This is a genomic window from Streptomyces sp. NPDC001507 (assembly GCF_042894765.1).
Taxonomy (GTDB): domain Bacteria; phylum Actinomycetota; class Actinomycetes; order Streptomycetales; family Streptomycetaceae; genus Streptomyces.
Genome location: NZ_JBIAVV010000004.1, coordinates 514,392 through 537,772 on the forward strand (window position 1 = coordinate 514,392; position 23,381 = coordinate 537,772).

Below are 23,381 nucleotides of genomic sequence, written 5' to 3' on the forward strand. Positions count from 1 at the left end.
TCGCTGGCGGTGCATGTTCTGTCGAACGGCGAAGGTGATCGCTCGCCCATGAGGCACACTGGAACTTTGGTCCATGACGAAAGGGTGCAGCGCGTGAACGGTCCGCTGATCGTCCAGTCCGACAAGACCCTGCTCCTGGAGGTCGACCACGAGCGGGCCGACGACTGCCGCCGGGCGATCGCGCCCTTCGCCGAGCTGGAGCGGGCGCCGGAGCACATCCACACCTACCGCGTGACCCCGCTCGGCCTGTGGAACGCGCGGGCGGCCGGACACGACGCCGAGCAGGTCGTGGACGCGCTCGTCGAGTACAGCCGCTACCCGGTGCCGCACGCGCTGCTGGTCGACATCGCCGAGACGATGGACCGGTACGGGCGGCTGACGCTGAGCAAGCACCCGGCGCACGGACTGGTGCTCACCACCACCGACCGCCCGGTCCTGGAGGAGATCCTGCGCTCCAAGCGGATCGCCCCGCTGGTCGGCGCCCGGATCGACCCCGACACCGTCGCCGTGCACCCCTCCGAGCGCGGGCAGATCAAGCAGACCCTGCTGAAACTGGGCTGGCCCGCCGAGGACCTCGCCGGGTACGTGGACGGGGAGGCGCACCCCATCGAGCTCGCCGAGGACGGCTGGGCGCTGCGGCCCTACCAGAAGCAGGCCGTGGAGAACTTCTGGCACGGCGGGAGCGGTGTCGTCGTCCTCCCCTGCGGGGCCGGGAAGACCCTGGTCGGGGCCGGGTCCATGGCGCAGGCGAAGTCGACCACGCTGATCCTGGTGACGAACACCGTCTCCGCCCGGCAGTGGAAGCACGAGCTGGTGAAGCGGACGAGCCTCACCGAGGACGAGATCGGCGAGTACAGCGGGACCCGGAAGGAGATCCGGCCCGTCACGATCGCCACCTACCAGGTCCTCACGACCAGGCGGAAGGGCGTCTACCCGCACCTGGAACTCTTCGACTCCCGCGACTGGGGTCTGATCGTCTACGACGAGGTCCATCTGCTGCCGGCTCCTGTCTTCAAGTTCACCGCCGATCTGCAGGCGCGCCGGCGGCTGGGGCTGACGGCCACCCTCGTGCGCGAGGACGGCCGGGAATCGGACGTGTTCTCCCTCATCGGGCCCAAGCGGTTCGACGCTCCGTGGAAGGAGATCGAGGCGCAGGGCTACATCGCGCCCGCCGACTGCGTGGAGGTGCGGGTGAACCTGACGGACTCGGAGCGGCTGGCGTACGCCACCGCCGAGACCGAGGAGAAGTACCGCTTCTGTGCGACCACCGCGACCAAGCGGAAGGTCACGGAGGCGATCGTGAAGCGCTTCGCCGGGCAGCAGATCCTCGTCATCGGCCAGTACATCGACCAGCTCGACGAACTGGGCGAGCACCTGAATGCCCCGGTCATCAAGGGCGAGACCTCCAACGCCCAGCGCGAGAAGCTCTTCGACGCCTTCCGCGAGGGCGAGATCAGCGTGCTGGTCGTCTCGAAGGTCGCCAACTTCTCCATCGACCTGCCGGAGGCGACGGTCGCCATCCAGGTGTCGGGCACCTTCGGGTCGAGGCAGGAGGAGGCCCAGCGGCTGGGACGGGTGCTGCGCCCCAAGGCCGACGGCCACCAGGCCCACTTCTACTCCGTCGTCGCCCGCGACACGATCGACCAGGACTTCGCCGCCCACCGGCAGCGGTTCCTGGCGGAGCAGGGGTACGCCTACCGGATCATGGACGCGGACGAGCTGCTGGCGGAGAGCTGAGAGCCGCCCGGCAGGGCGCCGCCGGGCCGCCTGTCCGCCAGGCTGCCGCTCCGCCGCCGTAGAGCGAGTGCGGCGCCCGCCAGCAGCGCCAGCCCCAGGAGGGGGTAGGGCGCTGCGCACGCCTGCTGCCACCACGGCAGGTGAAGGTCCAGGTCGCCCTGGTGGGGCACCAGCCACATCGTGCGGGCCGTGAACAGCAGTGCCGCCGTGGCCGCGAGGAGTGTGCGGCCCTCGGCCCGCAGGACCGCCAGCAGCGGGACGCACCACACCCAGTGGTGGGACCAGCTGATCGGGCAGACCAGCAGGGCCGTGAACGCGGTGAGCAGGATTCCCCAGCGGTCGGAGCCGTGGACGCGGCGGGCGCGGGCTGCCAGGAACAGGCCCGTCACCGCCACCGTCGCCGCCGGAAGCATCCAGGCCAGGCCCGGTGCCGCCGAGTCCGTCGCCCTGGCCACCAGGCCCTGGAGCGACTGGTTGTCGACGATCCAGGCCTTGCCGACCCGGCCGGTCTCGAACAGGCGTCGCGTCCAGAAGTCCGCGGTGGCCGCGGGCAGGAGAAGGGCGCCGAGCAGGGCCGTACCCGCGAAGGACGCCGTCGCGGTGGCTGCCTCCTTTCTGCGTGCGGTGAGGAACAGGTAGGCGATGAAGATCGCCGGGGTGAGTTTGACGCCCGCCGCGATGCCCAGGGCCAGGCCCCTGGCGCGGGCGCCGGGCGGGCGGGTGAGGTCCCAGAGGACCAGGCCGGTGATCGCCAGGTTGACCTGGCCGAAGAGCAGTGTCTGGAAGACCGGCTCCAGCCAGAGCGCGAGTGCGGTCGCCGCACACAGCAGCGGGAGGGGTGCGGTGCGGCCGGACAGGCGGGCGGAGAGGGCGATGAGCCAGGCGAGCAGGAGCGCGTTGCCCGCGAGGAACAGGCCCTTCAGGGCCGGGACGGGGATCCAGGCCGCCGGGGCGAACAGGACCGCCGCGAAGGGCGGATAGGTCGCCGGCAGCCGCCACTCGGTGACCGTGAAGCCGTACAGGTCACCGCCGTGGACCACGGCTTCGCCCTCGGCCCGGTAGACCAGCAGGTCGGCCATCGGGGCGCGGAGCAGGATGCAGAGGGCGGCGAAGGAGCAGAGGGAGACCGTCAGTAAGGAGAGGGGCAGGAGGAGGGGGAGGCGGGCGGGCGGGGCAGGGGGTGACGTCACCGTCCGGTTCGGCACGGGGGCGACCCTATGCCGTTACTTGCGGCGTATGCCCGCTTCCTCGCCGTATTCACCGAGTATCGCGACGCTGAACGCCGCGCTGACGAAGACCTTGACGGCGCGCAGGGCGTCGCCCAGGCGGTGGTGGGGCTGGGGAACTCCGTCGAGGGCTGTGGCGCCCGGGGGACGGCTTGGGGCTGGGTGGATGGTTGCTGCGCTCATGTCTCAATGGTGGAACTTCGGGCCCCGGTACGGCATCGGTCCACGGGTCCAATTTCCGGCATCCTCCGGTCCACCCCCCGATGGACCCCACCCCCGACCCCGGCCCCACCCTCCGGGTGACGCTCCCCCTAGGGGACGCGGCCGTCCGGGCCATGCGAGACACGGCCGGGGGGAACTGCGCGACCAGCCCCCACCCACCCGCACCCCCGGCCCACACACCCGCACCCCCGCCCCACAACCCGCCACCACCCCAGAGGCCACCCCTGCCCGCCTCCGGGAAATCCATTGGCCTCCCCCACCCCCACCTCACTACAATCTCCGCTCTTGCCCGCCTCCGTCCCGGAGTGCCGCCGCCCGGACGGAAACCGGTCGGCTGATCGCCACCTGTGCGCCACCCACACCTGAGCGCCATCGACTCGCAGGCCTTCGGAGGCACCCCCTTGTCCACGCCCGCCCACGACCCGCTAGCGGACGCTCTCTCCGACCCGCACCCCGACCCCCTCTCCCGCGAACGGTCGCACCTCGCCGAGTCGCGCGCCGCCCTGCGCGCCATGCGCGAGGACGTCGAGTCGCTGGACATCAGCGACGTCACCGCGAACTGGGTCAACGCCGAGGTCCTCGCCCGCCAGATGGAGGAGCGCATCAAGGCGCTCGCCGACCTCAGCGACACCCCGCTCTTCTTCGGCCGCCTCGACTACCTGCACGCCCCCGGCGCCGACCAGGCGGAAGGCGCGTACGGCGAGCGCTTTTACATCGGGCGCCGGCACGTGCACGACCACGACGGCGACCCGATGGTCATCGACTGGCGGGCGCCGGTCTCGCAGCCGTTCTACCGGGCCTCCAAGAAGGACCCGATGGACGTCGCGCTGCGCCGCCGTTTCGGGTACACCCGCGGTGACATCACGGCGTACGAGGACGAGCACCTCTCCGACCCGGCCGAGGCGGCCCGCACCAGCAAGCTGCTCCAGCAGGAGATCGAGCGCCCGCGCGTCGGCCCGATGCGCGACATCGTGGCGACCATCCAGCCCGAGCAGGACGAGATCGTGCGCAGCGGGCTCGGCGGAACGGTGTGCGTGCAGGGTGGCCCGGGGACCGGGAAGACGGCCGTCGGCCTGCACCGGGTCGCGTACCTCCTCTACGCCCACCGGGAGCGGCTCGCCCGCACCGGCACCCTGGTCATCGGGCCCAACCGCTCCTTCCTGCACTACATCGAGCAGGTGCTGCCCGCGCTGGGCGAGCTGACCGTGCAGCAGGCGACGGTGGACGACCTGGTGGCCCGTGACGTCGGCATCCGCGGCACCGACGACGCCCCCGCCGCGGTCGTCAAGGGCGACGCCCGGATGGCGGAGGTCCTGCGCCGGGCCGTGTACGCGCACGTCACGCCGCCCACCGAACCGGTCGTGGTGGTGCGCGGCTCCCGGCGCTGGCGGGTCCCGGCGTACGAGCTGGCGGACATCGTCCAGGAGTTGCTGGACCGGGACATCCGGTACGGCGCCGCGCGCGAGGCCCTGCCGCAGCGCATCGCGCATGCCGTGCTGGTCCAGATGGAACGCTCGGGAGAGGCGCCCGACGACCGCGTGCAGGACTCGGTGGCCCGCAACGCGGCGGTGAAGGCGGCCGTCAAGCAGGTCTGGCCGCCGGTCGATCCGGCGAAGCTCGTGCTGCGCCTGCTCACGGACGCGGACTTCCTCGCGGAGCACGCCGCCGGCATCCTCGACGAGGACGAACAGAAGACGATCCTGTGGGCGAAGCCGGTGCGCAGCGTCAGGGCGGCCAAGTGGTCGGCCGCGGACGCGGTGCTGATCGACGAGACGACGGACCTCGTGCAGCGTACGCACTCGCTCGGCCATGTCGTCCTGGACGAGGCACAGGACCTCTCCCCCATGCAGTACCGCGCGGTCGGCCGCCGGTGCACCACCGGGTCGGCGACCGTCCTCGGCGACCTCGCGCAGGGCACCACGCCGTGGGCGACGCGGAGCTGGGCCGAGGCGCTGGCCCACCTCGGCAAGACCGACGGGGTCATCGAGGAACTGACGGCGGGTTTCCGCGTCCCGACCGACGTCATCACCTACGCCTCCCGGCTCCTCCCGCACATCGCGCCGGGCCTCACCCCGGTCGCCTCGGTCCGGGAGAACCCCGGGTTCTTCCAGGTCCGCTCAACGGAGGGCACCGCCGAAGTGGTCGCCGCCTGCGAGGAGTTGCTGGGCAACGAAGGTTCGACGGGCCTGATCGCGGCGGACGCGCGCGTGCCCGAGCTCGCGGCGGCGCTGACGGCGGCTGGCATCGGCCATCTGGCCCCCGGCGAGGAGACCACGGCCGAGACCCGCCTCACCCTGGTCCCGGCGTCCCTGGCCAAGGGCCTGGAGTACGACTACGTGGTCCTCGACGAGCCCCAAGCCGTGGTCGACGGCGAACCGGACGAACGCACCGGCCTGCGCCGCCTGTACGTGGCCCTGACCCGGGCGGTGTCGGGCCTGATCGTGACGCATGCGGCCCCGCTGCCGCCGCAGCTGACCTGAACCGACCGGCTCCCGCTCCCTTCCCCGGCGGCTAGAGCACCTCCGGCAGCGCCTTCAGCACGGCGTCCAGCAGCCCGGGGAAGCGGGCGTCCAGGTCGGCGCGGCGCAGCTGGACGTACCGGTTGCGGCCGACCACGCGGGTCGAGGTGATCCCGGCCTCGCGCATGATCTTCATGTGGTGCGAGACGGTCGACTTGTGCAGATGCCCGACGCCCAGCGCGTCGGGCGCACAGCTGAACTGCTCACCGCCCGCGTACTTCTTCAGCAGCATCAGCCGCACCGGGTCGCCGAGCGCGTGCAACACCCTGACCAGCTCGATCTCCGCCACTTCCGGTTGCGGCAGCCACTCGCCACCCTCGCTGTGCCCGTCACTCACAGGCGCGACCTCCTCCACCCCACCCGACATTACCGTTTGACAATCATCCAACAATCTCTATTGTTTGACGAGCGTCAAACCGTCATGCGCACTCTCGTATCGACGCACCTGGGGGACTCGTGCGCCTACGCCTGCTCCTGCTCGCTCTCGGCACCTTCGCCGTCGGCACCGACGGCATGGTGACGGCCGGCATCCTGCCGCTCGTCGCCCGCGACCTGAACGTGTCCATCTCGGTCGCCGGGCAGATGGTGACCGTCTTCGCCCTCACCTACGGCGTCCTCGCCCCGGTCCTGGCCACGGCCACCGCCCGTTGGCCCCGCCGCCACACCCTGCTCACCGCACTGGCCGTCTTCACGGCCGCCAACGCCCTTACGGCGCTGGCCCCGTCGTACGGCGCCCTGCTCGGCACCCGCGTGCTGGCCGCCGTGGGAGCCGCCCTCTACACCCCCACCGCGAGTGCGGTGGCGACCTCGCTGGTCCCGCCGGAGCGGCGCGGGCGGGCCATCGCCGTGGTGATGGGCGGGCTGACGGTCGCGACGGCGCTCGGGGTGCCGCTGGGCACCTGGATCGGCCGTACGGACTGGCGGCTGACGATGTGGCTCGTGACGGGGCTGGGCGCGGCCGCCTTCGCCGGACTGGCCGCCCTGTTGCGGGAACTCCCGCAGCCGGCCGCAGCGTTGGGCCTCCGGGAGCGACTGGCCCCGCTCGCCGACCGGCGGGTCGTGGGTGCCGCGGCCACCACGTTCCTGATCTTCGTCGCCTTCCAGACGACCTACATCTACTACACGGTGGCCACTTACCCCGCGACGGGCGGCTCCCCGGACAAGCTGACCCTGCTGCTCCTGGTCAGCGGCCTCGCGGCGGTGCTCGGTTCACAGCTGGGCGGGCGGCTGGTGGACGCGTGGGGACCGCGCGCGGTGGTGCTGTCGGCCCTCACGGCCTACGCCGCGGTGGCGGCGGCCGCGCCCTGGACGCTGCGCACGATGCCGACGGCACTCGCCGCGTCGGTGGTCACGCCGGTGATCGGGTGGGCGCTGGCGGTCGCCCAGGTCACCCGGATCACGTCGATCGCCCCCGCCAACGCACCGGTCCTGGTGTCGCTGAGCAGCAGCGCGACGTACCTGGGCATGGCAGCGGCGGGAGGTACGGGAAGTCTCGCGCTGTCCCTGTTCGGGGACCGGTGGTTCTTGCTGACGGGAGCCGGGATCGCGGTCCTGGCCCTGTGGGTGGCGGCGGCGACCACGGCCCGCGAGGTGCCTCTTGAGGGCCCTCGCCCAGGGCGCGTGCGAGCCGACTCGGCGCGCCCCCTCGGCGGACCCCCGCGTTGACGGCGGACCGCTTACGGCGGACGGCGGACCGCTGACGGCGGGCTAGGCGGATTCCGCGCGGGATCCTCCCGTCCCGCCGTGACCGCCGGCCCGCGTCGGCCTCGCCGGCACCGTCGGCACTGCCTTGCACCGCCGCGAGCGGCCCCAGATGCTGCGCGGCGCTGTCCAGCAGGTAGAGGTCGGCCTTGGTGTGGCGATGGCGGCGTCGATCAGGACGGCGACCAGTCGGAGGACCCCGCCCCGTCCAGCACCCGGCGCCAGGACCGCACCGCCGCCTCCGACACCGCCCCGTCCCAGCCCGTCGGCCGGGCCGCGCCGCCGATGTGGAAGGCGTCGATGTCCGCCGCCAGGAGCTCGGGCACGTGGTCGAGCCGCAGGCCGCCGCCGACCAGGAGCGTCTGCTCGTACCCCGGCTCGCCGCGCCGTCCCGCCTCGGCGAGCAGTCTGGGCAGCCCCTCGTCCACGCCCTCCGCGGCCCCCGCCGTGAGGTAGGTGTCGAGGCCCGGCAGGTCGGCGAGCTGCTTGCGCAGGGCGTCCCGATCCGCGGCCCGGTCGATGGCCCGGTGGAAGGTCCAGCGGCAGCCGTCCAGCCCGGCCACCACCCGCTCCACCGTGTCCAGGTCCACCCCGCCCTCCGGGTCCAGGAACCCGAGCACGAACTGGTCGGCCCCGGCCGCCCGCAGCTCTCCGGCCACCCCCACCAGACGGTCGGCGTCGCCTGCGGCGAACCCGTCCGCCAGGCGCAGCATCACGCGCAGGTCGATGTCGACGGCGGCCCGGATCGCGGTGAAGGTCCGGGGCGACGGGGTGAGCCCGTCGGCCGCCATGTCGGTGACCAGTTCGAGGCGGTCCGCGCCTCCGGCCTGGGCGGCGACCGCGTCCTCGGCGTCGAGGGCGATCACCTCCAGGACTGCACGCGTGCTCATAGGGCCCCTTCCGTGGTGTTCCCCGTGCACCCCGGACATCTCCCGCAAGAGGTCTAGTCCGGAGGTCTAGTCCAATCCAGGGTACGCGGGGACCAGGGACGGCCGCGAGACCGCCCCCGTCGCACAGGGTCCGTATTCAGCCGCGGAGGTTCAGCCGTGGAGATTCAAGCCGTAGAGGTTGAGCGCAGAGGCTCAGCTGTAGAGATTCAGCCGTAGAGGTTCAGCCGTAGAGGTTCAGCTCCGCCGCCTCCGCCCCCATCAGCTCGTACGACGCCCCGTCCGGCGACCGCCCGGTGTACAGCCTTACGAGCGTCGCCGCGTCCCCCATGAAGCGGGCCGGGGTCCGGGTCCCGCTGGTCTCGCCCAGGTGCAGCGGGTCGTCCACGTCGTCCAGGTCGGCCTGGAGCCGCAGGTGCCCGCGCACCCGGGTCACCCGGGTCAGCAGCGAGAGCGCGTGGGGCAGGCCCGGGCCCGTGTAGGCGCCGGGTTCGCCGAGGGTGTCGCGGACATCACCGGCGTGCACCCATTCGCCGAAGGCGACCGGGTCGAGGCGCCCGTCCGTCCGCCCCGCGATCGCGTCGCCGGCCTCGGTCATCCCGCGCTCCAGCTCGTCGAGGACCCGGGAGTTCGTCCAGTCGGCGCGCTCGGCGATGTCCCGGTCGTTCGACTCGGGCGAGAACACCCCGGGCTCGAAGCGGCCCTCGACCACCCGGATCAGCGCGGCCGAACAGTGGGCGAGCACGTCCCGGACCGTCCACCCCGGACACGCGGCGGTCGGCAGCGCGAAGTCCGCGTCCGGCCGGGAGCGGAGGAGCGGGATGAGCGCGTCGCGCTCGACGGTGAGGAGGCGGCCGGGGAGGAGGGGGTCGCGTGTGTCGTCAGCAGCAGTCATGACTCCCACGCTAGGGGGATGTCGGTGGCGGGCGGGAGAATGGGCGCATGGACGATCTCCAGGAAAGGGATCTGCGCTCCCGCTGGCTCAGCGCCTTCCTCGGCGCGCGGGACGACGACTCCTGCGTGCCCTCCCCGTACCGGTACGCCGACGAACTGCTCCGCCGCTGGCAGGAGCCCCAGCGCCGGTACCACACGGTCGCCCACCTCGTCGCGGTCCTCGACCGCATCGACGTACTGGAGGAGTACGCGGACGACCCGGACCTGGTCAGGCTCGCCGCCTGGTTCCACGACGCCGTGTACCTGCCGGACCGGTCGACGAACGAGGAGCGCTCGGCCCGCCTCGCCGAACGCGCCCTCCCCGAGGCCGGGCTCCCGGCGAGACAGACCGCCGAGGTCGCCCGCCTGGTCCGGCTCACCGTCAGCCACGACCCGGCCCCCGGCGACCGCAACGGCGAGGTGCTGTGCGACGCCGACCTCGCGATCCTCGCCGCACCGCCCTCCGCGTACGCCGCCTACACCGCCGAGGTGCGCGAGGAGTACCACTTCGTCCCGAACGACGCCTTCCGCGCGGGCCGTTCCGCGATCCTGCGCCAACTCCTCGACCTGCCCCAGCTGTTCAGAACGCCGTACGGCCGCACCGAGTGGGAGCCGACCGCCCGCTACAACCTCGCCGCGGAGCTGGAAATGCTGTCGACCGCGGAGGATCCGGCGTCCTAGGGTGCGGTCCATGCGTGCAATGGGCGGGGATCAGGTAGAAGAGGCCGTCGCGGGCTGCGTGGCCGCGCTGCGGCCCGCGGTGACGAGGGACTGGACGGAGGTGACGGCCGGCCGGCTGGACTGGAACTGCCACGAGACGGCGGTCCATGTCGCCGACGACCTCGTCGCGTACGCCGCGAACCTGGCCGGGCGCGCCCAGGACGCGTACGTGCCCTTCGAGCTCAGGCTCGACGACGGGACCGACAACTCCGGGCTGCTGCACGTGATCGAGACGACCGGCGCCCTGCTCGCCGCCACCGTCCGCACGACCCCTCGCGACGTCCGGGCCTTCCACCCCTACCCGTTCCGCAGCGCGGACCGCGCGGGCTTCGCCGCGATGGGCGTGGCGGAAGTCCTGCTCCACACCCACGACATGACGCTGGGCCTCGGGCTCCCCTACCGGCCCTCCGAAGAGCTCGCCGAGTCCGTCCTGGCCTGGCTGTTCCCGCACGTCCAGCCCGGCCCCGCCGCCTGGCCGACCCTCCTGTGGGCCACCGGCCGCGGCGAGCTGCCCGGCAGGGCCCCGGTCACCGAGTGGCGCTGGCGCAACAACCTGGTCATCCCGGCCGAGCGCCTGGACCTCGTCGGCATCCGCCCCGCCGAAGCCCGTGACCTGCGCCTCGGCGGCGACGGCGGCTTCGAGTGGGTCGACGGCGGCCCCTACGAGGGCACCCGGGAAGCCGCCGGCTTCCTCCTCAAGGCGTACGAAGGGGGCGTCCACCGGCCGGAGTTCGGCGTCTTCGCCCTGGTCCGCCGCGCGGACGGCCGGGCGATCGGCGGCATGGGCTTCCACTCCGCCCCGGACGAGGACGGCCGGGTGGAGATCGGCTACGACCTGACCGAGGCCGCCCGCGGCAACGGCTACGCGACGGAGGCGCTCCGCGCCCTGGCCGGCTGGGCCCTGGCCCGCGACGACGTACGCTCCCTGTTCGCCACCGTCGAGTCGGCCAACACCCCTTCCCAGGCGGTCGTCGCACGCGCCGGGTTCGTCAAGGTGAGCGAGGACGAGGAGCGGCTGGCCTTCGCGCTGCGGGCGAAGTAGGGGCCGAAGGGGCGGTTACCGGCGGGGCACGTCGCTCTTGCGCCGGCGCAGCCCCGCCCCGTGCAGCAGCCGTACCACCTCGCGGCTGCTGACCTCCACGGCGCCGGCCCGGACCGCGTCCGGGTAGCGGTGCGAGGGGATGTCGTAGTGGTCGCGCTCGAAGGCGCGGCGGAGCACGCCCATGTCCTCGGCGAAGGCGTGCAGTTCGGCGTACGAGACGTCGCTGACCAGGTGGGACCACATCCGGCCGTGGCCCGGCCAGTCCGGCGGATCGATGTACACCGTCATGAGAACTCCGTCACGAGGAGGGCATCCCGCCGCCCAGGGACCCGCCCAGTGAGCCGACCGAGGCGACCTTCACGCCTGCCTTGTGGCACACCCAGTGCGGGTTCGGGCCGAGTTCGGGTTCGACGTCCAGGGCGTGCGGGTCGCCGGAGCCGCACACCGGGCACAGCGGCCAGCGGCCGTACCGCTCCAGCAGCGCGTCCTGTACGTCCTGGGCCACCAGCCCCGCCACGTACCCGGCGCCCTCCGGCCACTGCTCGACCCACCAGCGGCGCTGTACGACGGAGTCCTCGACCAGCGAGACGACGTCCGCCTCGGCGACCTCGCCCGCGACCAGGTCGGCGAGCACGAGGGCGCGGGCTGCGTGCAGCGCCTGTTCCAAGGGGCTTACGGGGTCCATGGTCCTATTGTGCGCGGTCTTGACCGAGTACCCGAACCGAAAATATCTTTCAAGGGTGACCGAGAATGTGAAGGAAATTTTCGGGGGCCACGGAAGTGGCCGAGGAAGCAGCCATGGCAGCGGTGGTGCGCCGCCGGCTCCCGCCGCGCTCGCGGCCAAGGTGCGGACTTTGGCGCCCTCCATGACCCGCTCCATGCAGCGCGTCGCCGAGGCCGTCGCGAGCGACCCCGCCGGCTGCGCCGCCCTCACGGTCACCGGGCTCGCGGAGCTGACCGGCACCAGCGAGGCGACCGTCGTCCGCACCGCCCGGCTGCTCGGTTACCCCGGCTACCGCGACCTGCGGCTCGCCCTCGCCGGGCTCGCCGCCCAGCAGCAGTCGGGGCGGGCGCCCGCCATCACCACCGACATCGCCGTCGACGACCCGATCGCCGACGTCGTCGCGAAACTCGCCTACGACGAGCAGCAGACCCTCGCGGACACGGCGGCCGGCCTCGACACGGTGCAGCTGGGGGCCGCCGTCAGTGCGCTTGCCGGGGCGCGGCGGACCGATGTGTACGGCATCGGGGCGTCGGGTCTTGTCGCCCAGGACCTCACGCAGAAGCTGCTGCGGATAGGGCTGATAGCGCACGCCCACAGCGATCCGCATCTCGCGGTCACCAACGCGGTGCAGTTGCGGGCCGGGGACGTGGCGATAGCGATCACGCACTCCGGGTCGACCGGGGATGTCATAGAGCCGTTGCGGGTGGCGTTCGAACGGGGGGCGACGACCGTCGCGATCACCGGGCGGCCGGGGTCGTCGGTGACGCAGTACGCCGACCATGTGCTGACGACGTCGACGGCGCGGGAGAGCGAGCTGCGGCCGGCGGCGATGTCGTCGCGGACGGGGCAGTTGCTGGTGGTGGACTGTCTGTTCGTGGGGGTGGCGCAGCGGACGTACGAGGCGGCGGCGCCGGCGTTGGCGGCGTCGTACGAGGCGTTGGCTCACCGGCACCGGAGTGTGCCTCGATAGACCGTAGGACTTGCTGTTGTGGGACGGCTGCGGGCCCGTAGTGGCTGGTCGCGCAGTTCCCCGCGCCCCTAGGGGGCGCACTGGATCGCGTCAGAAAGAGCCGTATCCGAATGACCACCGAACACCGCTCCCTTCGCAGCGAGCTGGAAACGCTCACCACCGAGGCCTTCCGGCCGGAGCTCGCCGAGATCGACACGCTGCCCACCCTCGACATCGCCCGCCTGATGAACGGCGAGGACGCCCAGGTGGCCGGCGCGGTCGCGCAGCGGCTGCCGCAGATCTCGGCCGCCATCGACGGCATCGCCGCCCGGATGGCCCAGGGCGGCCGGCTGGTCTACGCCGGGGCCGGTACCGCCGGGCGGCTCGGGATCCTGGACGCCTCCGAGTGCCCGCCCACCTTCAACACCCGGCCCGGTCAGGTGGTCGGGGTCATCGCGGGCGGGCCTGCGGCCATGGTGACGTCCGTGGAAGGGGCCGAGGACTCGGCGGAGCTGGCCCGCACGGACCTCGACGCGCTCGGCATCGGCCCCGCCGACTCCGTCGTCGGCGTCTCCGCCTCCGGCCGCACGCCCTACGCCGTCGGCGCCGTCGAGCACGCCCGCGCCCTCGGCGCCCTGACCGTCGGCCTCTCCTGCAACGCGGGCAGCGCGCTCGCGGCCGCCGCCGAGCACGGGATCGAGGTCGTCGTCGGCCCCGAACTGCTCACCGGGTCCACCCGGCTCAAGGCCGGCACCGCCCAGAAGCTCGTCCTCAACATGCTGTCGACGATCACGATGATCCGGCTCGGCAAGACCTACGGAAACCTGATGGTCGACGTCCGCGCCTCGAACGAGAAGCTGCGGGCCCGTTCGCGGCGGATCGTGGCGCTCGCCACGGGTGCGCCGGACGCCGAGATCGAGGCGGCCCTCACCGCCACCGACGGAGAGGTCAAACCCGCCGTCCTGGTGATCCTGGCCGGGGTCGACGGGCCCACCGCCGCCCGCCTTCTGGAGGAGTCCGGCGGCCATCTGCGCGCGGCGCTCACCGCGACGGGCGGCTGACGCGCACCCTCGGGGGGTGCAGAGATCGTCGTACGACACCGCCGCCGCGCTGCTGCCCCTGGTCGGCGGCCCCGGGAACGTCACCTCCGTCGCCCACTGCATGACCCGGCTGCGGCTGGGCATCGCCGCCCCGGAGCGGGTCGACGCGGAGGCGGTGCGGGCGGTGCCCGGGGTGCTGGGGGTGGTGACCGACGGGGACACCCTCCAGGTGGTGATCGGCCCGGGTGCGGTGGTGGCGGTGACCGCCGAGTTCGAAAAGCTGCTCGACGCCGCCGCGACGGCCCATCGCGGGCCGGACGACGACCGGCCGGGCGACTTCGGGTCGGGCGCTCCCCTGCCAGACGGCCCGGCTCCGGACGGCCTCCGCGCCCCGAAGGGGCGCGGGGAACTGCGCGAGCAACCACGACGCACCCGCACCCGAGGACGTCGGCCCGATCACGACGCCGCGGACCTCGCCGCGGACCTCGCCGCCCGTGGCGCCGAACTGAAAGCCGCCCACGCCCGGCGCAACGCGACGCCCGTCAAGACCGCCCTGCGCCGCATCGCCGACGTCTTCGTGCCGCTCATCCCCGCCCTGATCGGCTGCGGAGTCCTCGCCGGCCTGGGCGGGCTGCTCGTGAACGCGGGTTGGCTGCCCTGGCTGACCCCCGCCCTCGCCGCCGTCGCCTCCGGCTTCATGGCGCTGATCAGCGTCTTCGTCGGATACAACACGGCGAAGGTGTTCGGCGGGACGCCCGTGCTCGGAGGCGCGGTCGCGGCGGTCGTGGTCTATCCGGGCGTCGCGAAGGTGACGGCCTTCGGGGTGGCGCTCGCGCCCGGACAGGGCGGGGTCCTCGGGGCACTGGCGGCGGCGCTGCTCGCCGTCGGCGTCGAGAAGTGGTGCCGGGGGCGTGTCCCGGACGCCCTCGACGTGCTCCTCACGCCCACGGTCACCGTCCTCGTCGCGGGCCTCGCCACGCTCTACGGCCTCATGTACGCGGCCGGTCTGATCTCCTCCGCCATCGGCACAGCGGCCAACTGGCTGCTCGCCACCACCGGCCCGCTCGCGGGCCTGGTCCTCGGCGGCCTCTTCCTCCCCCTCGTCATGCTGGGCCTGCACCAGGCCCTGATCCCCATCCACACCACCCTCATCCAGCAACAGGGCTACACCGTCCTGCTCCCCCTCCTCGCCATGGCGGGCGCCGGCCAGGTGGGCGCGGCCCTCGCCGTCTACGCCCGCCTCCGCCACGACACGCAGCTCCGTACGACGATCAGGTCGGCGCTCCCGGCCGGCCTGCTGGGCGTCGGCGAGCCCCTCATCTACGGCGTCTCGCTCCCCCTCGGCCGCCCCTTCCTCACCGCCTGCGCGGGCGGGGCGGCGGGCGGCGCCTTCGTCGGGTTCTTCGCGGTCCTCGGCGACCGGGTGGGCGCCACCGCCATCGGCCCCTCGGGCTGGGCCCTGTTCCCCCTCCTCACGGGGAACAGGGGCCCGGCCCTGGCGGCGGCGATCTACGCGGGCGGCCTGCTGACCGGCTACGCCGTCGGCTTCCTGGCGACGTACGTCGGCTTCAGCGCGGCAGGTGTTCCGGGTGACCCGTCACCGCGGCGATCCGGGTGACGAAGTCACCGGCGCCCGAGTGACGGCTCGCGCCGTCACCGCGCGGCGGCGTCCGCGAGGATCGCCCGGAGCCGCGCCATACATTCGGCGACGAAGGCGGGGAAGGTCCGCCAGTAGTAGGCGACTCCGCTGACCCCGACGGCGATCGCCCACGCACGGGCCCGTGCCCAGGTCGGATCGTCGATGCCCATGGCGTCCCAGTAGGCCTGCCGGGCGTCCTGCGGCAGGTCCCAGAGCACGGAGTGCTCGGCGTCCGGATGGCCGACCGAGAGCGACCCGAAGTCGATGACCGCGTGCAGCCTGCCCTGCCGGACCAGGAGGTTGGTGGGCTTGAGGTCGCCGTGCAGCCACACGTGCGGCCCCCGGGGCTCGGGCAGCGCGAGCGCCGCCCGCCACAGCCGCTCCAGGGTCTCGACATCGAGTTCGTCCCCGGCGACCTCACGGCACTCCTCGACATACGTACCGACCCAGTCGGCACAATCCCGCAGGCTGCCGCCGCGGTACCAGCTCAGGTCGTCCGCGCGCGCCGCCCCCATGAGGCCGATGCCGTGCAGCTCCCGCACGACGGCCGCCAGGTCGGCGCCGAAGGCGGCCCAGTTCCGGACGGTGTCCGGACCGGCCTCGTCACCGTCGATCCACCGGTAGACGGACCAGCGGGCCGGGTAGGCACCGGTGGGCATCCCGGCGTGGACGGGCTCGGGAACGGGGCACGAAAGGGAGGGCGCCAGGCGCGGCAGCCACTCCTGCTCCTTCCGCAGAGCCCGGCCCTTCTCCACGGTCCGGGGCAGACGCACCAGCAGGTCATCGCCCAGCCGGTACATGGTGTTCTCCGTACCCGCTCCGACACGCGACAGCGGCAGACAGGCCCACTCCGGGCGCTGAGCCGCCAGCAGCTCCCGGATCAGCGTCTCGTCGACCGGCACCTCGTCCTCATGCAGGGTCACGCCGACAGTCTCGCTTCCGGGCGGCGCCCGGAGCCAACGAGATTTCCTCAACCCGGCAGCCGCGCAGCCGCGTTCGCCCGCCGCACCTGCGCCCGCAGCACGTCGTCCGGTGTCGCCGGCTCCAGTGCCCCCGCCGGGCAGTCCCACTCCCGCCCACCCGCCACGGGCCGCAACTGCACCCTCCCGCCGACATGCCCCCTGACCTCGCCGATCCGCCCGTCCCGTACATCCGTCACGTACGTCCCGAGCGGCGGCCGTTCCCCCCGGACCACCGACGCCAGCCGCTCCGCGACCCGCACGTTGCACCGCCCCAACTCGACCAGGGCGAACGGCTCGTCGCTCGCCCCGGTCACCGGGTCGACGCACAGCGACGGCAGCACGACACCGACGCCCCGCAGGGCCGACCGCAACGTCTCCACGACTTCTTCGGTGGTCCGCAGCACCATTCCCTACCTCCACGCTGAGTTTCCGGTTCGCGACACAGCGTGTCGGGCACGCCTCTAACCTGGCCAGATACGGCATCCCAACAACTTCGGCTGTTGAGACAGGGAGTGGCCCATGTCGGGACCCAAGGACCTGGACCCGTCGTCGTCGCCGCGCGCCTTGCTGGGTGCGGAGTTGCGGCATGCGCGGGAGCAGAAGGGGCTGAGCCAGGCGGAGTTGGGCCAGCGCGTCTTCGTGAGCGGGTCGTTCATCGGGCAGCTGGAGGCGGGGACGCGGCGGATGCAGCCGGAGTTCGCTCGAATGCTGGACGAAGTCCTGGGGACGGGGGGCTTCTTCATGCGGAACTGCGGTGCGGCGGCCAAGTCGAAGTATCCGCAGCACTTTGCGGAAGTGGCCGAGTCGGAGGCCCAGGCCACGGCGATCAGGGAGTACGCGCCGCTCCTCATCCCGGGGTTGTTGCAGACGGCCGCGTACGCACGGGCCGTGAACCGCGGCTACGACCCGACCGCGCCGGAAGAGACGATCGAGGAGTGGGTGGAAGGCCGGATGGCACGGGCCAGTCTGCTCGCCCATCCGACAAAGCCCTTGTTGTGGGCGGTGCTTGACGAGGCAGCGCTGCGCCGGGAGACCGGCGGCCGGGCGGTGATGTCGGAAGCCCTGCGCCACCTCACCGCTCTGGTCCGACGAAGCCGGGCCATCGTGCAGGTGCTGCCGCTCGACGCGGGTGCCCACACGGCGATGCAGGGCGCCCTGAAGCTGATGGACTTCGAGGATGCCCCTCCGCTGGTCTACCTGGAGGGGGTCCGCAGCGGACGGCTGGAGGACGACCCGGCAACCGTCACCCAACTGAGGTTCGTGTTCGATCTCCTCGTGGCATCCGCACTCTCGCAAGAGAAGTCCCTGGCCTTGATCGAGGCGTTGGCGGAGGATTACGGCCATGCGGAACATCCCTGACCACGTCCTGAGCACGGCCGTATGGATCAAATCCAGCTACAGCGGCGGCGGCGGAGACAACTGCCTCGAAGTAGCCGCCGCCCACCCCACCCTCATCCCCGTCCGCGACTCCAAGACCGCCCCCCACGGCCCCACACTCACCTTCCTGCCCCAGACCTGGTCGGCCTTCGTCGACGGTGTCAAGAACCGTGGTCGTGGCCCCGAGGGCGCTGCGCCAACGCCTGGGCGCGGGCGGTGACGTCGTCCGGGGAGACGACGGAAAGGCCGGCGAGTACGTCCTCCAGGGCGCCCAGCCACAGCTGGTAGTAGCGGTACGGCTCGTCGCGCGGCGCGGCCGCGATGCGGGCGATCAGCGCGCTCTGGAACTGCGCCCAGGTGAACGCGCCCGTCTCGCACAGGGTGACGGCCATGCCGAAGGCGCGGCTCTCCCACGGCTCGGCGAAGGTGAGTTCGCCGTTGGAGCGGGGCGGGGCGGCCGGGCCGTCGATGTCGAGCGGCGCGGTCACGGTGCCGTCACCTTGGCCACGCCGACCATCGCGTCCCGGGTGACCAGCGGCACGAGTTCCTCCTCGGACAGGTGGCCGGTGCCCGCCGGCCGCTCGGGCAGGACCAGCCAGCGGACCTCGCTGGTGGAGTCGTGGACGGTGATCCGCACGTCGTCGTCGAGTGCGAGCCCCATCTCGGCCAGCACCCGGCGGGGCTCCCTCACGACGCGGGCGCGGTAGGCGGGGTCCTTGTACCAGCTGGGCGGCAGGCCGAGCACCGGCCACGGGTAGCAGGAGCACAGCGTGCACACGACCACGTGATGCGTGGTGGGGGTGTTCTCCACGACGACGATGTGCTCGCCCTGGGGTCCGGAGAAGCCGAGTTCCTTGATGGCGGCGGTGCCGTCCCGGAGCAGCCGGTCCCGGTACTCCGGGTCGGCCCAGGCCCTGGCGACGACCTTGGCGCCGTTGAGGGGGCCCACGTTGGTCTCGTACTCGGTGATGATCCCGTCCATCGCCTTCGGGTCGATCAGGCCCCGTTCGGTGAGCAGTTGCTCCAGCGCCTCGGTGCGCAGGGCCGGGGGCGGGCGTTCGCCGGATCCGGCGGTGGTCATGCGGCGGCCTCCAGGTAGCTCTCGTACATCTCCAGCGTGACGGCGAAGGGTTCGGCGTCGGCGCCCCACAGTTCGCGGGAGTCGAACCGCACCGAGTAGACGTGCTGCGGGTTCTCGCCCTGGAAGTGGGCGTTGGTGTCGGGCAGTACGGCGGCGGGCTGTACGGCCTGGACGGTGCCGGGGTGGCCGCGGGCGTAGCGGGGCAGCCGGGTGTGTCCGGGCACGGAGGCGGCGCGGGCCCGTACCCGCGCGCCGACGGTGAAGGCGGGGGCGGTGTCCACCGTGCGCAGCGAGCCCTGGGCGGTCGGCGTGTAGTCAGGTCGGTGGGGCTCGGGGCTCGGGGGCTCCGTGACGCGCTCGCCGCACAGGTTGCGGGCGCGGGCGTCGACCGCGCCGGGCGCGAGGACGGCACGGTCGTGGAGCATCAGCTCCCCGGCGTTGAGCCAGCGGCCGTAGTAACCGTCGTCGAAGTAGGCCGCCCGGTCCAGCCGCTCCAGCGCGTGCCGGAAGGCGTCCGTGTTGACACCGCCGGACGCGACACGGCTGGAGAGGATCGCCAGCGCGAAGGCCCGGCGCTGCCAGGCTTCCGCGAAGACCGGTTCGTCACGCATCGGGGGACGGACGGGACCCCATCCGGGCGTGCCGCCCAGGTCGGCGATACCGTCCACGACAGATCTCCCCATACGGAACAAAAGGGCTATATGTGCAGCGTAGGCGAGAGGCCTCGTCCGCGCCGCCCCACGGCCGACCAACCCGGAGGACCGCCCATGACCAGCACCGTCGCCGACCTGATGCGCCGCAACCTCCTCGACGTCTTCAACGAACCGGACACCGGGCGCCGGAACGCGGTCATCGCCGAGACGTACGCCGAGGACGTCGTGTGGCACGAGCCCGACCGCGTGAACCGGGGCCGCGAGGCCTTCGCCGAGCGCGCCACAGAGCTGCTCGCGGAGACCCCGGGCTGGGTCTTCCAGCCCCACGGCCCCGTCTCCGCCCTCGACGACCTCGGCCACCTCGGCTTCCGGTACGGCCCGGCCGGCGAACCGCCCGTCGTGACCGGAATGGACATCGCCCACTGCAAGGACGGGGTGATCGTCGAGCTGTACACCCTGCTCACCGAAGCCCCCTGAGCCCGAGGTGCGGTCCTGGCTGGAGCTTCTCCCCGGCAAACAACACCGCAAAGTGGAGGAGTACGCCGAGCTGCTCTCCGCCCTGCTCATCCCCATCAGCGATCTTGAGGAACTTCAGCAACTTCGTGACGAAGCGGATGGCGCACGACGAGTTCATGGCGCAACTGGAGGAAGAGGACCACTGAGGGGTCGCTTTGCCAAGTCGGTCGCACCGCTGACATCTCTTCCGGCAGGGTTGTCAGCGCCGTATGCCACGCTGGACCCCATGAACCACTCCCAGCTCACCACCCTGGGCCGGGCCCTTCGTCTGCTCGGTGAGCACGGGGAGGCCCTGACCGGCCAGACGACCGATGCCAAGCTGCACGAGGTGAAGGACGACCTCCGGCGCGCTCTGGACCTGCTGGAGGAGAGCGTCAGCAGTGCCGCGCCCACCACCCGGTGTGCCGAGCATCCGCAGGGGCCCGTGGACGAGAGCGCCCCCGATCTGTGCCTGCTGTGCGAGACGCGGCGGCGGGCCGCACGGCGGTCGGAGTTCGCGGGTGGGCCACGGCCCGTGCCGGAGGAGACCGCCGGGCCCGCCATGTCCCGGTACGGCGTGCGGGCGGACCGGCCTCAGCCGCAGCAACGCTGGCTGCCCGAGGCGTGGAACGGCCGGGAGTGGGAGCTGTGCGGCACCCCCCGGCGCGACCGGCGCGAGGCCGAGCTGTACCTCGCCGCCCAGCGGCGCGGCTCCCGGCCGGCCATGGCCTACCGGCTGGTGCACGAGTTCACCGACTACGAGGTGCTCCGGGTCTGGGGCACTCCCGTGCACGTGGACATCGAGCCGCTGGGCAATCTGTAGCGGCCGGTGCCGCCATCCAGGCACTGAACGCCCGAACCCTTTGTGTCGGAGCGCCCTCCCGGGTACCTGAGCGGAGACACACAGGCGGAAGGGGCTCGACGGGATGAAGATCGATCTGACGGGGCGCACGGCACTGGTCACCGGCTCCACGCAGGGCATCGGCGCGGCGATCGCCGTCGGCCTGGCCCGGGCCGGGGCCCGGGTGGGTGTCAACGGCCGGGACGCGAAGCGCGTCGAGGAGAGCGTGGCCCGGCTGGCGGAGCAGGTGCCCGGGGCCGATCTCGTGCCGGTCGCGGCCGACGTGACGAGCGCGGAGGGCGCCGACCGGGCGGCCGACGCCCTGCCCCAGGTGGACATCCTCGTCAACAACCTGGGGATCTTCGGCGCCGAGGACCCACTGCGGATCACCGACGACGAGTGGCGGCGCTACTTCGAGGTGAACGTCCTGGCCGCGGTGCGGCTGACCCGCCTCTTCCTGCCGGGCATGACCGAACGCGGCTGGGGACGCGTCCAGTACATCGCCAGCGACTCGGCGGTCGTCATCCCCGCGGAGATGATCCACTACGGCATGTCGAAGACCGCACTGCTCGCCGTGGGCCGCGGCTTCGCCAAGCAGGCCGCCGGCACCGGCGTCACGGTGAACTCCGTGATCGCCGGCCCCACCCACACCGGAGGCGTCGAGGACTTCGTCTACGAGCTCGTCGACCGCGACCTGCCCTGGGACGAGGCCCAGCGCGTCTTCATGCGCGAGCACCGGCCGCAGTCGCTGCTGCGGCGCCTGATCGAGCCGGAGGAGATCGCCAACATGGTCGTCTACCTCAGCTCCGACCAGGCCTCGGCCACCACCGGTGGCGCCCTGCGGGTGGACGGCGGCTACGTCGACGCCATCCTGCCGTGACCGGCCGGCCCCCGCGGCTCACCGGCCAGGCCCGGGCCGACCGGGCCTGGCCCCGCCGCGGTCAGCCGAGCAGCGGTGACGGCCCGAACTCGTACCCCTCCCACAGCCGCCTGCTCGTCTCCTCCGGGTACGCCGTCACCGTCGGTGCCGTGTCCAGGACCTGGGTGGTGCGGGCCTCGGTGTCGTAGGCCGGCCAGCCCGGGTCGCCGGTCCTGGCGAAGGACGTCCACGCGGCGCGGAATCGGGCGGAGAGGGCCTCGGCCTCGGGGGTGACGCCGGTGCCGGCCCAGAGGAGGTTGGCGAGGTCCGCCTGGAAGGTGCCGAACAGGAGCGGGATGTCCAGGCCGTGGCAGGCGCCGAGGAGGCCGCCGTTGCCCGGAGCGCCCCAGGTCAGCTCGTAGAGGTGGGCCCGGCCACCGCCCGCGGTCTGCGCCTCCGCCAGCCGCAGGGACGGTATGGCGAACAGCCAGTCGGTCTGGACCCGTTCGTACAGCTCGCTCGGCGAGGCGTCGGGGTGGGCGGCGCGGTAGGCGTGGTCGCCCGCCGCGCCGCCCGGAGCGAACAGGCGCAGGGCGCCGGTCGCCTGCTCCTCCGTGATCTTGCCGTACATCCCGCTCATGACGAGGAACAGGCGGAACTCGTCGCGGTTGTGGCCGACGAGGAGGTCCACGTCGCGGGCGGAGCCGGCGGCCAGGGCCTGCCAGGGGGTGGTGGGGAGCACCTCGCCGTCGACCACCGGCGAGAACGGGGTGACCGTCGGCGCGATCCGGCCCCAGCGGTCCACGTACTGGGGCATCTTGGCGCCGAGCGCCTGCCCGGCCTCGGTCAGCCGGCGCGGATCGGTCGTCGCCAGGTCGGCCGCCGTGGGGCGCAGGCCCGCCTCGGCGGCGAGGGCCCTGCCGATGTCCTCGGCCAGGTCGAGGGAGAAGAACGTGCCGGGGACGCTCTGGGCGATCGCCCGCCGGAACAGCCCGCGCGCCCTGTCCATCGCCAGCAGGGACGCCACCGACCCGGCGCCCGCCGACTCGCCGAAGACGGTGACCTGGTCCGGGTCGCCGCCGAACGCCGTGATGTTCTCCCGCACCCACTCCAGCGCCGCCACCTGGTCCAGCAGGCCTCGGTTGGCGGGTGCTCCCTCGATCTGGGCGAAACCCTCCATGCCGACGCGGTAGTTGAGGGAGACCACGACCACGTCGCCGTCACGGGCGATGTGCTGGGCGTCGTACCCGGGGCTGCCGGAGTGGCCCAGTTTGTAGGCGCCGCCGTAGATCCACACCATCACCGGGCGGCGGGCGGCCGGGTCCGGGGCGGGTGTCCACACGTTCACCGTCAGCCAGTCGTCGCCCTCGGGAGCCTCCAGGACACCCGTGCGGCCCTGGATGCCCAGGTCCTGCGGGGGCGGCGGGCCGAAGGCGTACGCCTCGCGCGTGCCGTCCCAGGGCTGCGCCCGCTGCGGCGCCGCGAACCTGGCCGCTCCCACCGGGGGTTGGGCGAACGGAATCCCCCGGAAGACCGCCAGACCGTCCTCCCGCCGGCCGCGTACGGCACCGGCGGTGGTGCGCACGACGGGGCCCTCGGCAGCGGAAGCCGGCTCGGGGGACTCGGGGGACTCGTTCGTGATCATGATCGCTCGCTCTCGACGGCTGGGTGCTGCCACTTCCGACGACTGACCGCCCCGGTTTCACGGCCGGTCACCGATGAAACGTCCGGCCGCTCGCACGAGTGCCGAACACCCCTCACCCGTTGGAGTGAA

26 protein-coding genes are annotated in these 23,381 nt (G+C 72.8%); 13 read left to right on the forward strand and 13 right to left on the reverse strand.

The genetic code is table 11. The features are described 5' to 3' along the window. Window positions 1-93 precede the first annotated feature (93 nt). On the forward strand, window positions 94-1,737 hold the full coding sequence (locus tag ACFY0K_RS16090; protein ID WP_390640356.1) for a DNA repair helicase XPB: 1,644 nt from the start codon (window positions 94-96) through the stop codon (window positions 1,735-1,737). Here ACFY0K_RS16090 and ACFY0K_RS16095 read toward each other — a convergent pair. Further along, complete coding sequence (locus tag ACFY0K_RS16095) at window positions 1,695-2,942, reverse strand: glycosyltransferase 87 family protein (protein WP_390640357.1); 1,248 nt, start codon at window positions 2,940-2,942, stop codon at window positions 1,695-1,697. The genes ACFY0K_RS16090 and ACFY0K_RS16095 overlap by 43 nt on opposite strands. 18 nt (window positions 2,943-2,960) lie before the next feature. Continuing rightward, on the reverse strand, window positions 2,961-3,146 hold the full coding sequence (locus ACFY0K_RS16100; protein ID WP_351957006.1) for a hypothetical protein: 186 nt from the start codon (window positions 3,144-3,146) through the stop codon (window positions 2,961-2,963). 440 nt (window positions 3,147-3,586) lie between these two features. On the opposite strand from ACFY0K_RS16100, the gene ACFY0K_RS16105 reads away from it, so the two are divergent. Then, window positions 3,587-5,665: a HelD family protein gene (locus ACFY0K_RS16105; protein ID WP_390640358.1), complete on the forward strand. Its 2,079-nt coding sequence runs from the start codon at window positions 3,587-3,589 to the stop codon at window positions 5,663-5,665. Between the two features lie 31 nt (window positions 5,666-5,696). Here the strand turns inward: ACFY0K_RS16105 and ACFY0K_RS16110 are convergent, their stop codons facing one another. After that, window positions 5,697-6,041: an ArsR/SmtB family transcription factor gene (locus ACFY0K_RS16110; protein WP_390640359.1), complete on the reverse strand. Its 345-nt coding sequence runs from the start codon at window positions 6,039-6,041 to the stop codon at window positions 5,697-5,699. 119 nt (window positions 6,042-6,160) lie between these two features. On the opposite strand from ACFY0K_RS16110, the gene ACFY0K_RS16115 reads away from it, so the two are divergent. After that, window positions 6,161-7,369: an MFS transporter gene (locus tag ACFY0K_RS16115; protein WP_390640360.1), complete on the forward strand. Its 1,209-nt coding sequence runs from the start codon at window positions 6,161-6,163 to the stop codon at window positions 7,367-7,369. 209 nt (window positions 7,370-7,578) lie between these two features. Here the strand turns inward: ACFY0K_RS16115 and ACFY0K_RS16120 are convergent, their stop codons facing one another. Then, window positions 7,579-8,295 (reverse strand): copper homeostasis protein CutC, encoded by a 717-nt coding sequence (locus ACFY0K_RS16120; protein WP_390640361.1) that lies wholly within the window; start codon window positions 8,293-8,295, stop codon window positions 7,579-7,581. Window positions 8,296-8,515: 220 nt separating this feature from the next. Beyond that, complete coding sequence (locus tag ACFY0K_RS16125; protein ID WP_390640362.1) at window positions 8,516-9,187, reverse strand: maleylpyruvate isomerase family mycothiol-dependent enzyme; 672 nt, start codon at window positions 9,185-9,187, stop codon at window positions 8,516-8,518. A 47-nt stretch (window positions 9,188-9,234) separates the two neighbouring features. On the opposite strand from ACFY0K_RS16125, the gene ACFY0K_RS16130 reads away from it, so the two are divergent. Together ACFY0K_RS16130 and ACFY0K_RS16135 are read left to right on the forward strand one after the other, a co-directional pair. Further along, complete coding sequence (locus ACFY0K_RS16130; protein ID WP_390640363.1) at window positions 9,235-9,906, forward strand: hypothetical protein; 672 nt, start codon at window positions 9,235-9,237, stop codon at window positions 9,904-9,906. Window positions 9,907-9,916: 10 nt separating this feature from the next. Next, complete coding sequence (locus tag ACFY0K_RS16135) at window positions 9,917-10,987, forward strand: GNAT family N-acetyltransferase (protein WP_390640364.1); 1,071 nt, start codon at window positions 9,917-9,919, stop codon at window positions 10,985-10,987. 15 nt (window positions 10,988-11,002) lie between these two features. On the opposite strand, the gene ACFY0K_RS16140 is transcribed toward ACFY0K_RS16135, so the two are convergent. After that, window positions 11,003-11,275 carry a DUF4031 domain-containing protein gene (locus ACFY0K_RS16140; protein ID WP_351703037.1) on the reverse strand — a complete coding sequence of 91 codons (273 nt, stop codon included), beginning with the start codon at window positions 11,273-11,275 and terminating at the stop codon, window positions 11,003-11,005. A 10-nt stretch (window positions 11,276-11,285) separates the two neighbouring features. Next, window positions 11,286-11,672 (reverse strand): hypothetical protein, encoded by a 387-nt coding sequence (locus ACFY0K_RS16145; RefSeq protein ID WP_390640365.1) that lies wholly within the window; start codon window positions 11,670-11,672, stop codon window positions 11,286-11,288. 55 nt (window positions 11,673-11,727) lie between these two features. Between ACFY0K_RS16145 and ACFY0K_RS16150 the strand changes: the two genes are divergently transcribed. The 3 genes from ACFY0K_RS16150 to ACFY0K_RS16160 all read left to right on the forward strand — a co-directional run bounded on the left by ACFY0K_RS16150 (window position 11,728) and on the right by ACFY0K_RS16160 (window position 15,318). Continuing rightward, on the forward strand, window positions 11,728-12,681 hold the full coding sequence (locus ACFY0K_RS16150; protein ID WP_390640366.1) for a MurR/RpiR family transcriptional regulator: 954 nt from the start codon (window positions 11,728-11,730) through the stop codon (window positions 12,679-12,681). 110 nt (window positions 12,682-12,791) lie between these two features. Continuing rightward, on the forward strand, window positions 12,792-13,721 hold the full coding sequence (gene murQ, locus ACFY0K_RS16155; protein ID WP_390640367.1) for an N-acetylmuramic acid 6-phosphate etherase: 930 nt from the start codon (window positions 12,792-12,794) through the stop codon (window positions 13,719-13,721). A gap of 16 nt (window positions 13,722-13,737) precedes the next feature. After that, window positions 13,738-15,318, forward strand: a complete 1,581-nt coding sequence (locus tag ACFY0K_RS16160; RefSeq protein WP_390640368.1) for a PTS transporter subunit EIIC — start codon at window positions 13,738-13,740, stop codon at window positions 15,316-15,318. Between the two features lie 35 nt (window positions 15,319-15,353). Here ACFY0K_RS16160 and ACFY0K_RS16165 read toward each other — a convergent pair whose 3' ends face one another. Together ACFY0K_RS16165 and ACFY0K_RS16170 are read right to left on the reverse strand one after the other, a co-directional pair. Beyond that, the gene (locus ACFY0K_RS16165) at window positions 15,354-16,262 is read right to left on the reverse strand and encodes an aminoglycoside phosphotransferase family protein (protein WP_390640369.1); all 909 of its coding nucleotides are present in this window, start codon (window positions 16,260-16,262) and stop codon (window positions 15,354-15,356) included. Between the two features lie 47 nt (window positions 16,263-16,309). Continuing rightward, window positions 16,310-16,702: a hypothetical protein gene (locus ACFY0K_RS16170; RefSeq protein WP_390640532.1), complete on the reverse strand. Its 393-nt coding sequence runs from the start codon at window positions 16,700-16,702 to the stop codon at window positions 16,310-16,312. A 118-nt stretch (window positions 16,703-16,820) separates the two neighbouring features. Here ACFY0K_RS16170 and ACFY0K_RS16175 point away from each other — a divergent pair, with 118 nt between their 5' ends. Together ACFY0K_RS16175 and ACFY0K_RS16180 are read left to right on the forward strand one after the other, a co-directional pair. Continuing rightward, on the forward strand, window positions 16,821-17,660 hold the full coding sequence (locus ACFY0K_RS16175) for a Scr1 family TA system antitoxin-like transcriptional regulator (protein WP_390640370.1): 840 nt from the start codon (window positions 16,821-16,823) through the stop codon (window positions 17,658-17,660). Further along, window positions 17,644-17,898 (forward strand): DUF397 domain-containing protein, encoded by a 255-nt coding sequence (locus ACFY0K_RS16180; protein WP_390640371.1) that lies wholly within the window; start codon window positions 17,644-17,646, stop codon window positions 17,896-17,898. The genes ACFY0K_RS16175 and ACFY0K_RS16180 overlap by 17 nt, the downstream gene beginning before the upstream one ends. Here the strand turns inward: ACFY0K_RS16180 and ACFY0K_RS16185 are convergent. From ACFY0K_RS16185 to nthB, 3 genes are read right to left on the reverse strand one after another with little or no spacing between them, the layout of a single operon-like run. Next, window positions 17,840-18,166 (reverse strand): nitrile hydratase accessory protein, encoded by a 327-nt coding sequence (locus ACFY0K_RS16185; RefSeq protein WP_390640372.1) that lies wholly within the window; start codon window positions 18,164-18,166, stop codon window positions 17,840-17,842. The genes ACFY0K_RS16180 and ACFY0K_RS16185 overlap by 59 nt on opposite strands. Further along, on the reverse strand, window positions 18,163-18,759 hold the full coding sequence (gene nthA, locus ACFY0K_RS16190) for a nitrile hydratase subunit alpha (protein WP_390640373.1): 597 nt from the start codon (window positions 18,757-18,759) through the stop codon (window positions 18,163-18,165). Before nthA ends, ACFY0K_RS16185 begins: the two co-directional genes overlap by 4 nt. After that, window positions 18,756-19,427, reverse strand: coding sequence for a nitrile hydratase subunit beta (gene nthB, locus ACFY0K_RS16195; protein ID WP_390640374.1), 672 nt, complete (start codon window positions 19,425-19,427; stop codon window positions 18,756-18,758). Before nthB ends, nthA begins: the two co-directional genes overlap by 4 nt. 99 nt (window positions 19,428-19,526) lie before the next feature. On the opposite strand from nthB, the gene ACFY0K_RS16200 reads away from it, so the two are divergent. From ACFY0K_RS16200 to ACFY0K_RS16210, 3 genes are all read left to right on the forward strand, one after another. Next, complete coding sequence (locus ACFY0K_RS16200) at window positions 19,527-19,889, forward strand: nuclear transport factor 2 family protein (RefSeq protein ID WP_390640375.1); 363 nt, start codon at window positions 19,527-19,529, stop codon at window positions 19,887-19,889. A 265-nt stretch (window positions 19,890-20,154) separates the two neighbouring features. Further along, entirely contained in the window at window positions 20,155-20,730 is a 576-nt protein-coding gene (locus ACFY0K_RS16205; protein WP_390640376.1) for a hypothetical protein, read from the forward strand. Between the two features lie 103 nt (window positions 20,731-20,833). After that, window positions 20,834-21,628, forward strand: coding sequence for an SDR family NAD(P)-dependent oxidoreductase (locus ACFY0K_RS16210; protein WP_390640377.1), 795 nt, complete (start codon window positions 20,834-20,836; stop codon window positions 21,626-21,628). A gap of 61 nt (window positions 21,629-21,689) precedes the next feature. Here ACFY0K_RS16210 and ACFY0K_RS16215 read toward each other — a convergent pair whose 3' ends face one another. After that, window positions 21,690-23,252 carry a carboxylesterase/lipase family protein gene (locus tag ACFY0K_RS16215; RefSeq protein ID WP_390640378.1) on the reverse strand — a complete coding sequence of 521 codons (1,563 nt, stop codon included), beginning with the start codon at window positions 23,250-23,252 and terminating at the stop codon, window positions 21,690-21,692. Between the last annotated feature and the right edge of the window lie 129 nt (window positions 23,253-23,381).

Bases quoted from the DNA above. Each gene is read 5' to 3' on its own strand.
- ACFY0K_RS16100 (WP_351957006.1), bottom strand. From the start codon at position 3,146: ATGAGCGCAGCAACCATCCACCCAGCCCCAAGCCGTCCCCCGGGCGCC.
- ACFY0K_RS16120 (WP_390640361.1), bottom strand. From the start codon at position 8,295: ATGAGCACGCGTGCAGTCCTGGAGGTGATCGCCCTCGACGCCGAGGAC.
- ACFY0K_RS16125 (WP_390640362.1), bottom strand. From the start codon at position 9,187: ATGACTGCTGCTGACGACACACGCGACCCCCTCCTCCCCGGCCGCCTC.
- ACFY0K_RS16130 (WP_390640363.1), top strand. From the start codon at position 9,235: ATGGACGATCTCCAGGAAAGGGATCTGCGCTCCCGCTGGCTCAGCGCC.
- ACFY0K_RS16135 (WP_390640364.1), top strand. From the start codon at position 9,917: ATGCGTGCAATGGGCGGGGATCAGGTAGAAGAGGCCGTCGCGGGCTGC.
- ACFY0K_RS16140 (WP_351703037.1), bottom strand. From the start codon at position 11,275: ATGACGGTGTACATCGATCCGCCGGACTGGCCGGGCCACGGCCGGATG.
- ACFY0K_RS16145 (WP_390640365.1), bottom strand. From the start codon at position 11,672: ATGGACCCCGTAAGCCCCTTGGAACAGGCGCTGCACGCAGCCCGCGCC.
- murQ (WP_390640367.1), top strand. From the start codon at position 12,792: ATGACCACCGAACACCGCTCCCTTCGCAGCGAGCTGGAAACGCTCACC.
- ACFY0K_RS16175 (WP_390640370.1), top strand. From the start codon at position 16,821: ATGTCGGGACCCAAGGACCTGGACCCGTCGTCGTCGCCGCGCGCCTTG.
- ACFY0K_RS16180 (WP_390640371.1), top strand. From the start codon at position 17,644: ATGCGGAACATCCCTGACCACGTCCTGAGCACGGCCGTATGGATCAAA.
- nthA (WP_390640373.1), bottom strand. From the start codon at position 18,759: ATGACCACCGCCGGATCCGGCGAACGCCCGCCCCCGGCCCTGCGCACC.
- ACFY0K_RS16200 (WP_390640375.1), top strand. From the start codon at position 19,527: ATGACCAGCACCGTCGCCGACCTGATGCGCCGCAACCTCCTCGACGTC.
- ACFY0K_RS16205 (WP_390640376.1), top strand. From the start codon at position 20,155: ATGAACCACTCCCAGCTCACCACCCTGGGCCGGGCCCTTCGTCTGCTC.
- ACFY0K_RS16210 (WP_390640377.1), top strand. From the start codon at position 20,834: ATGAAGATCGATCTGACGGGGCGCACGGCACTGGTCACCGGCTCCACG.
- ACFY0K_RS16215 (WP_390640378.1), bottom strand. From the start codon at position 23,252: ATGATCACGAACGAGTCCCCCGAGTCCCCCGAGCCGGCTTCCGCTGCC.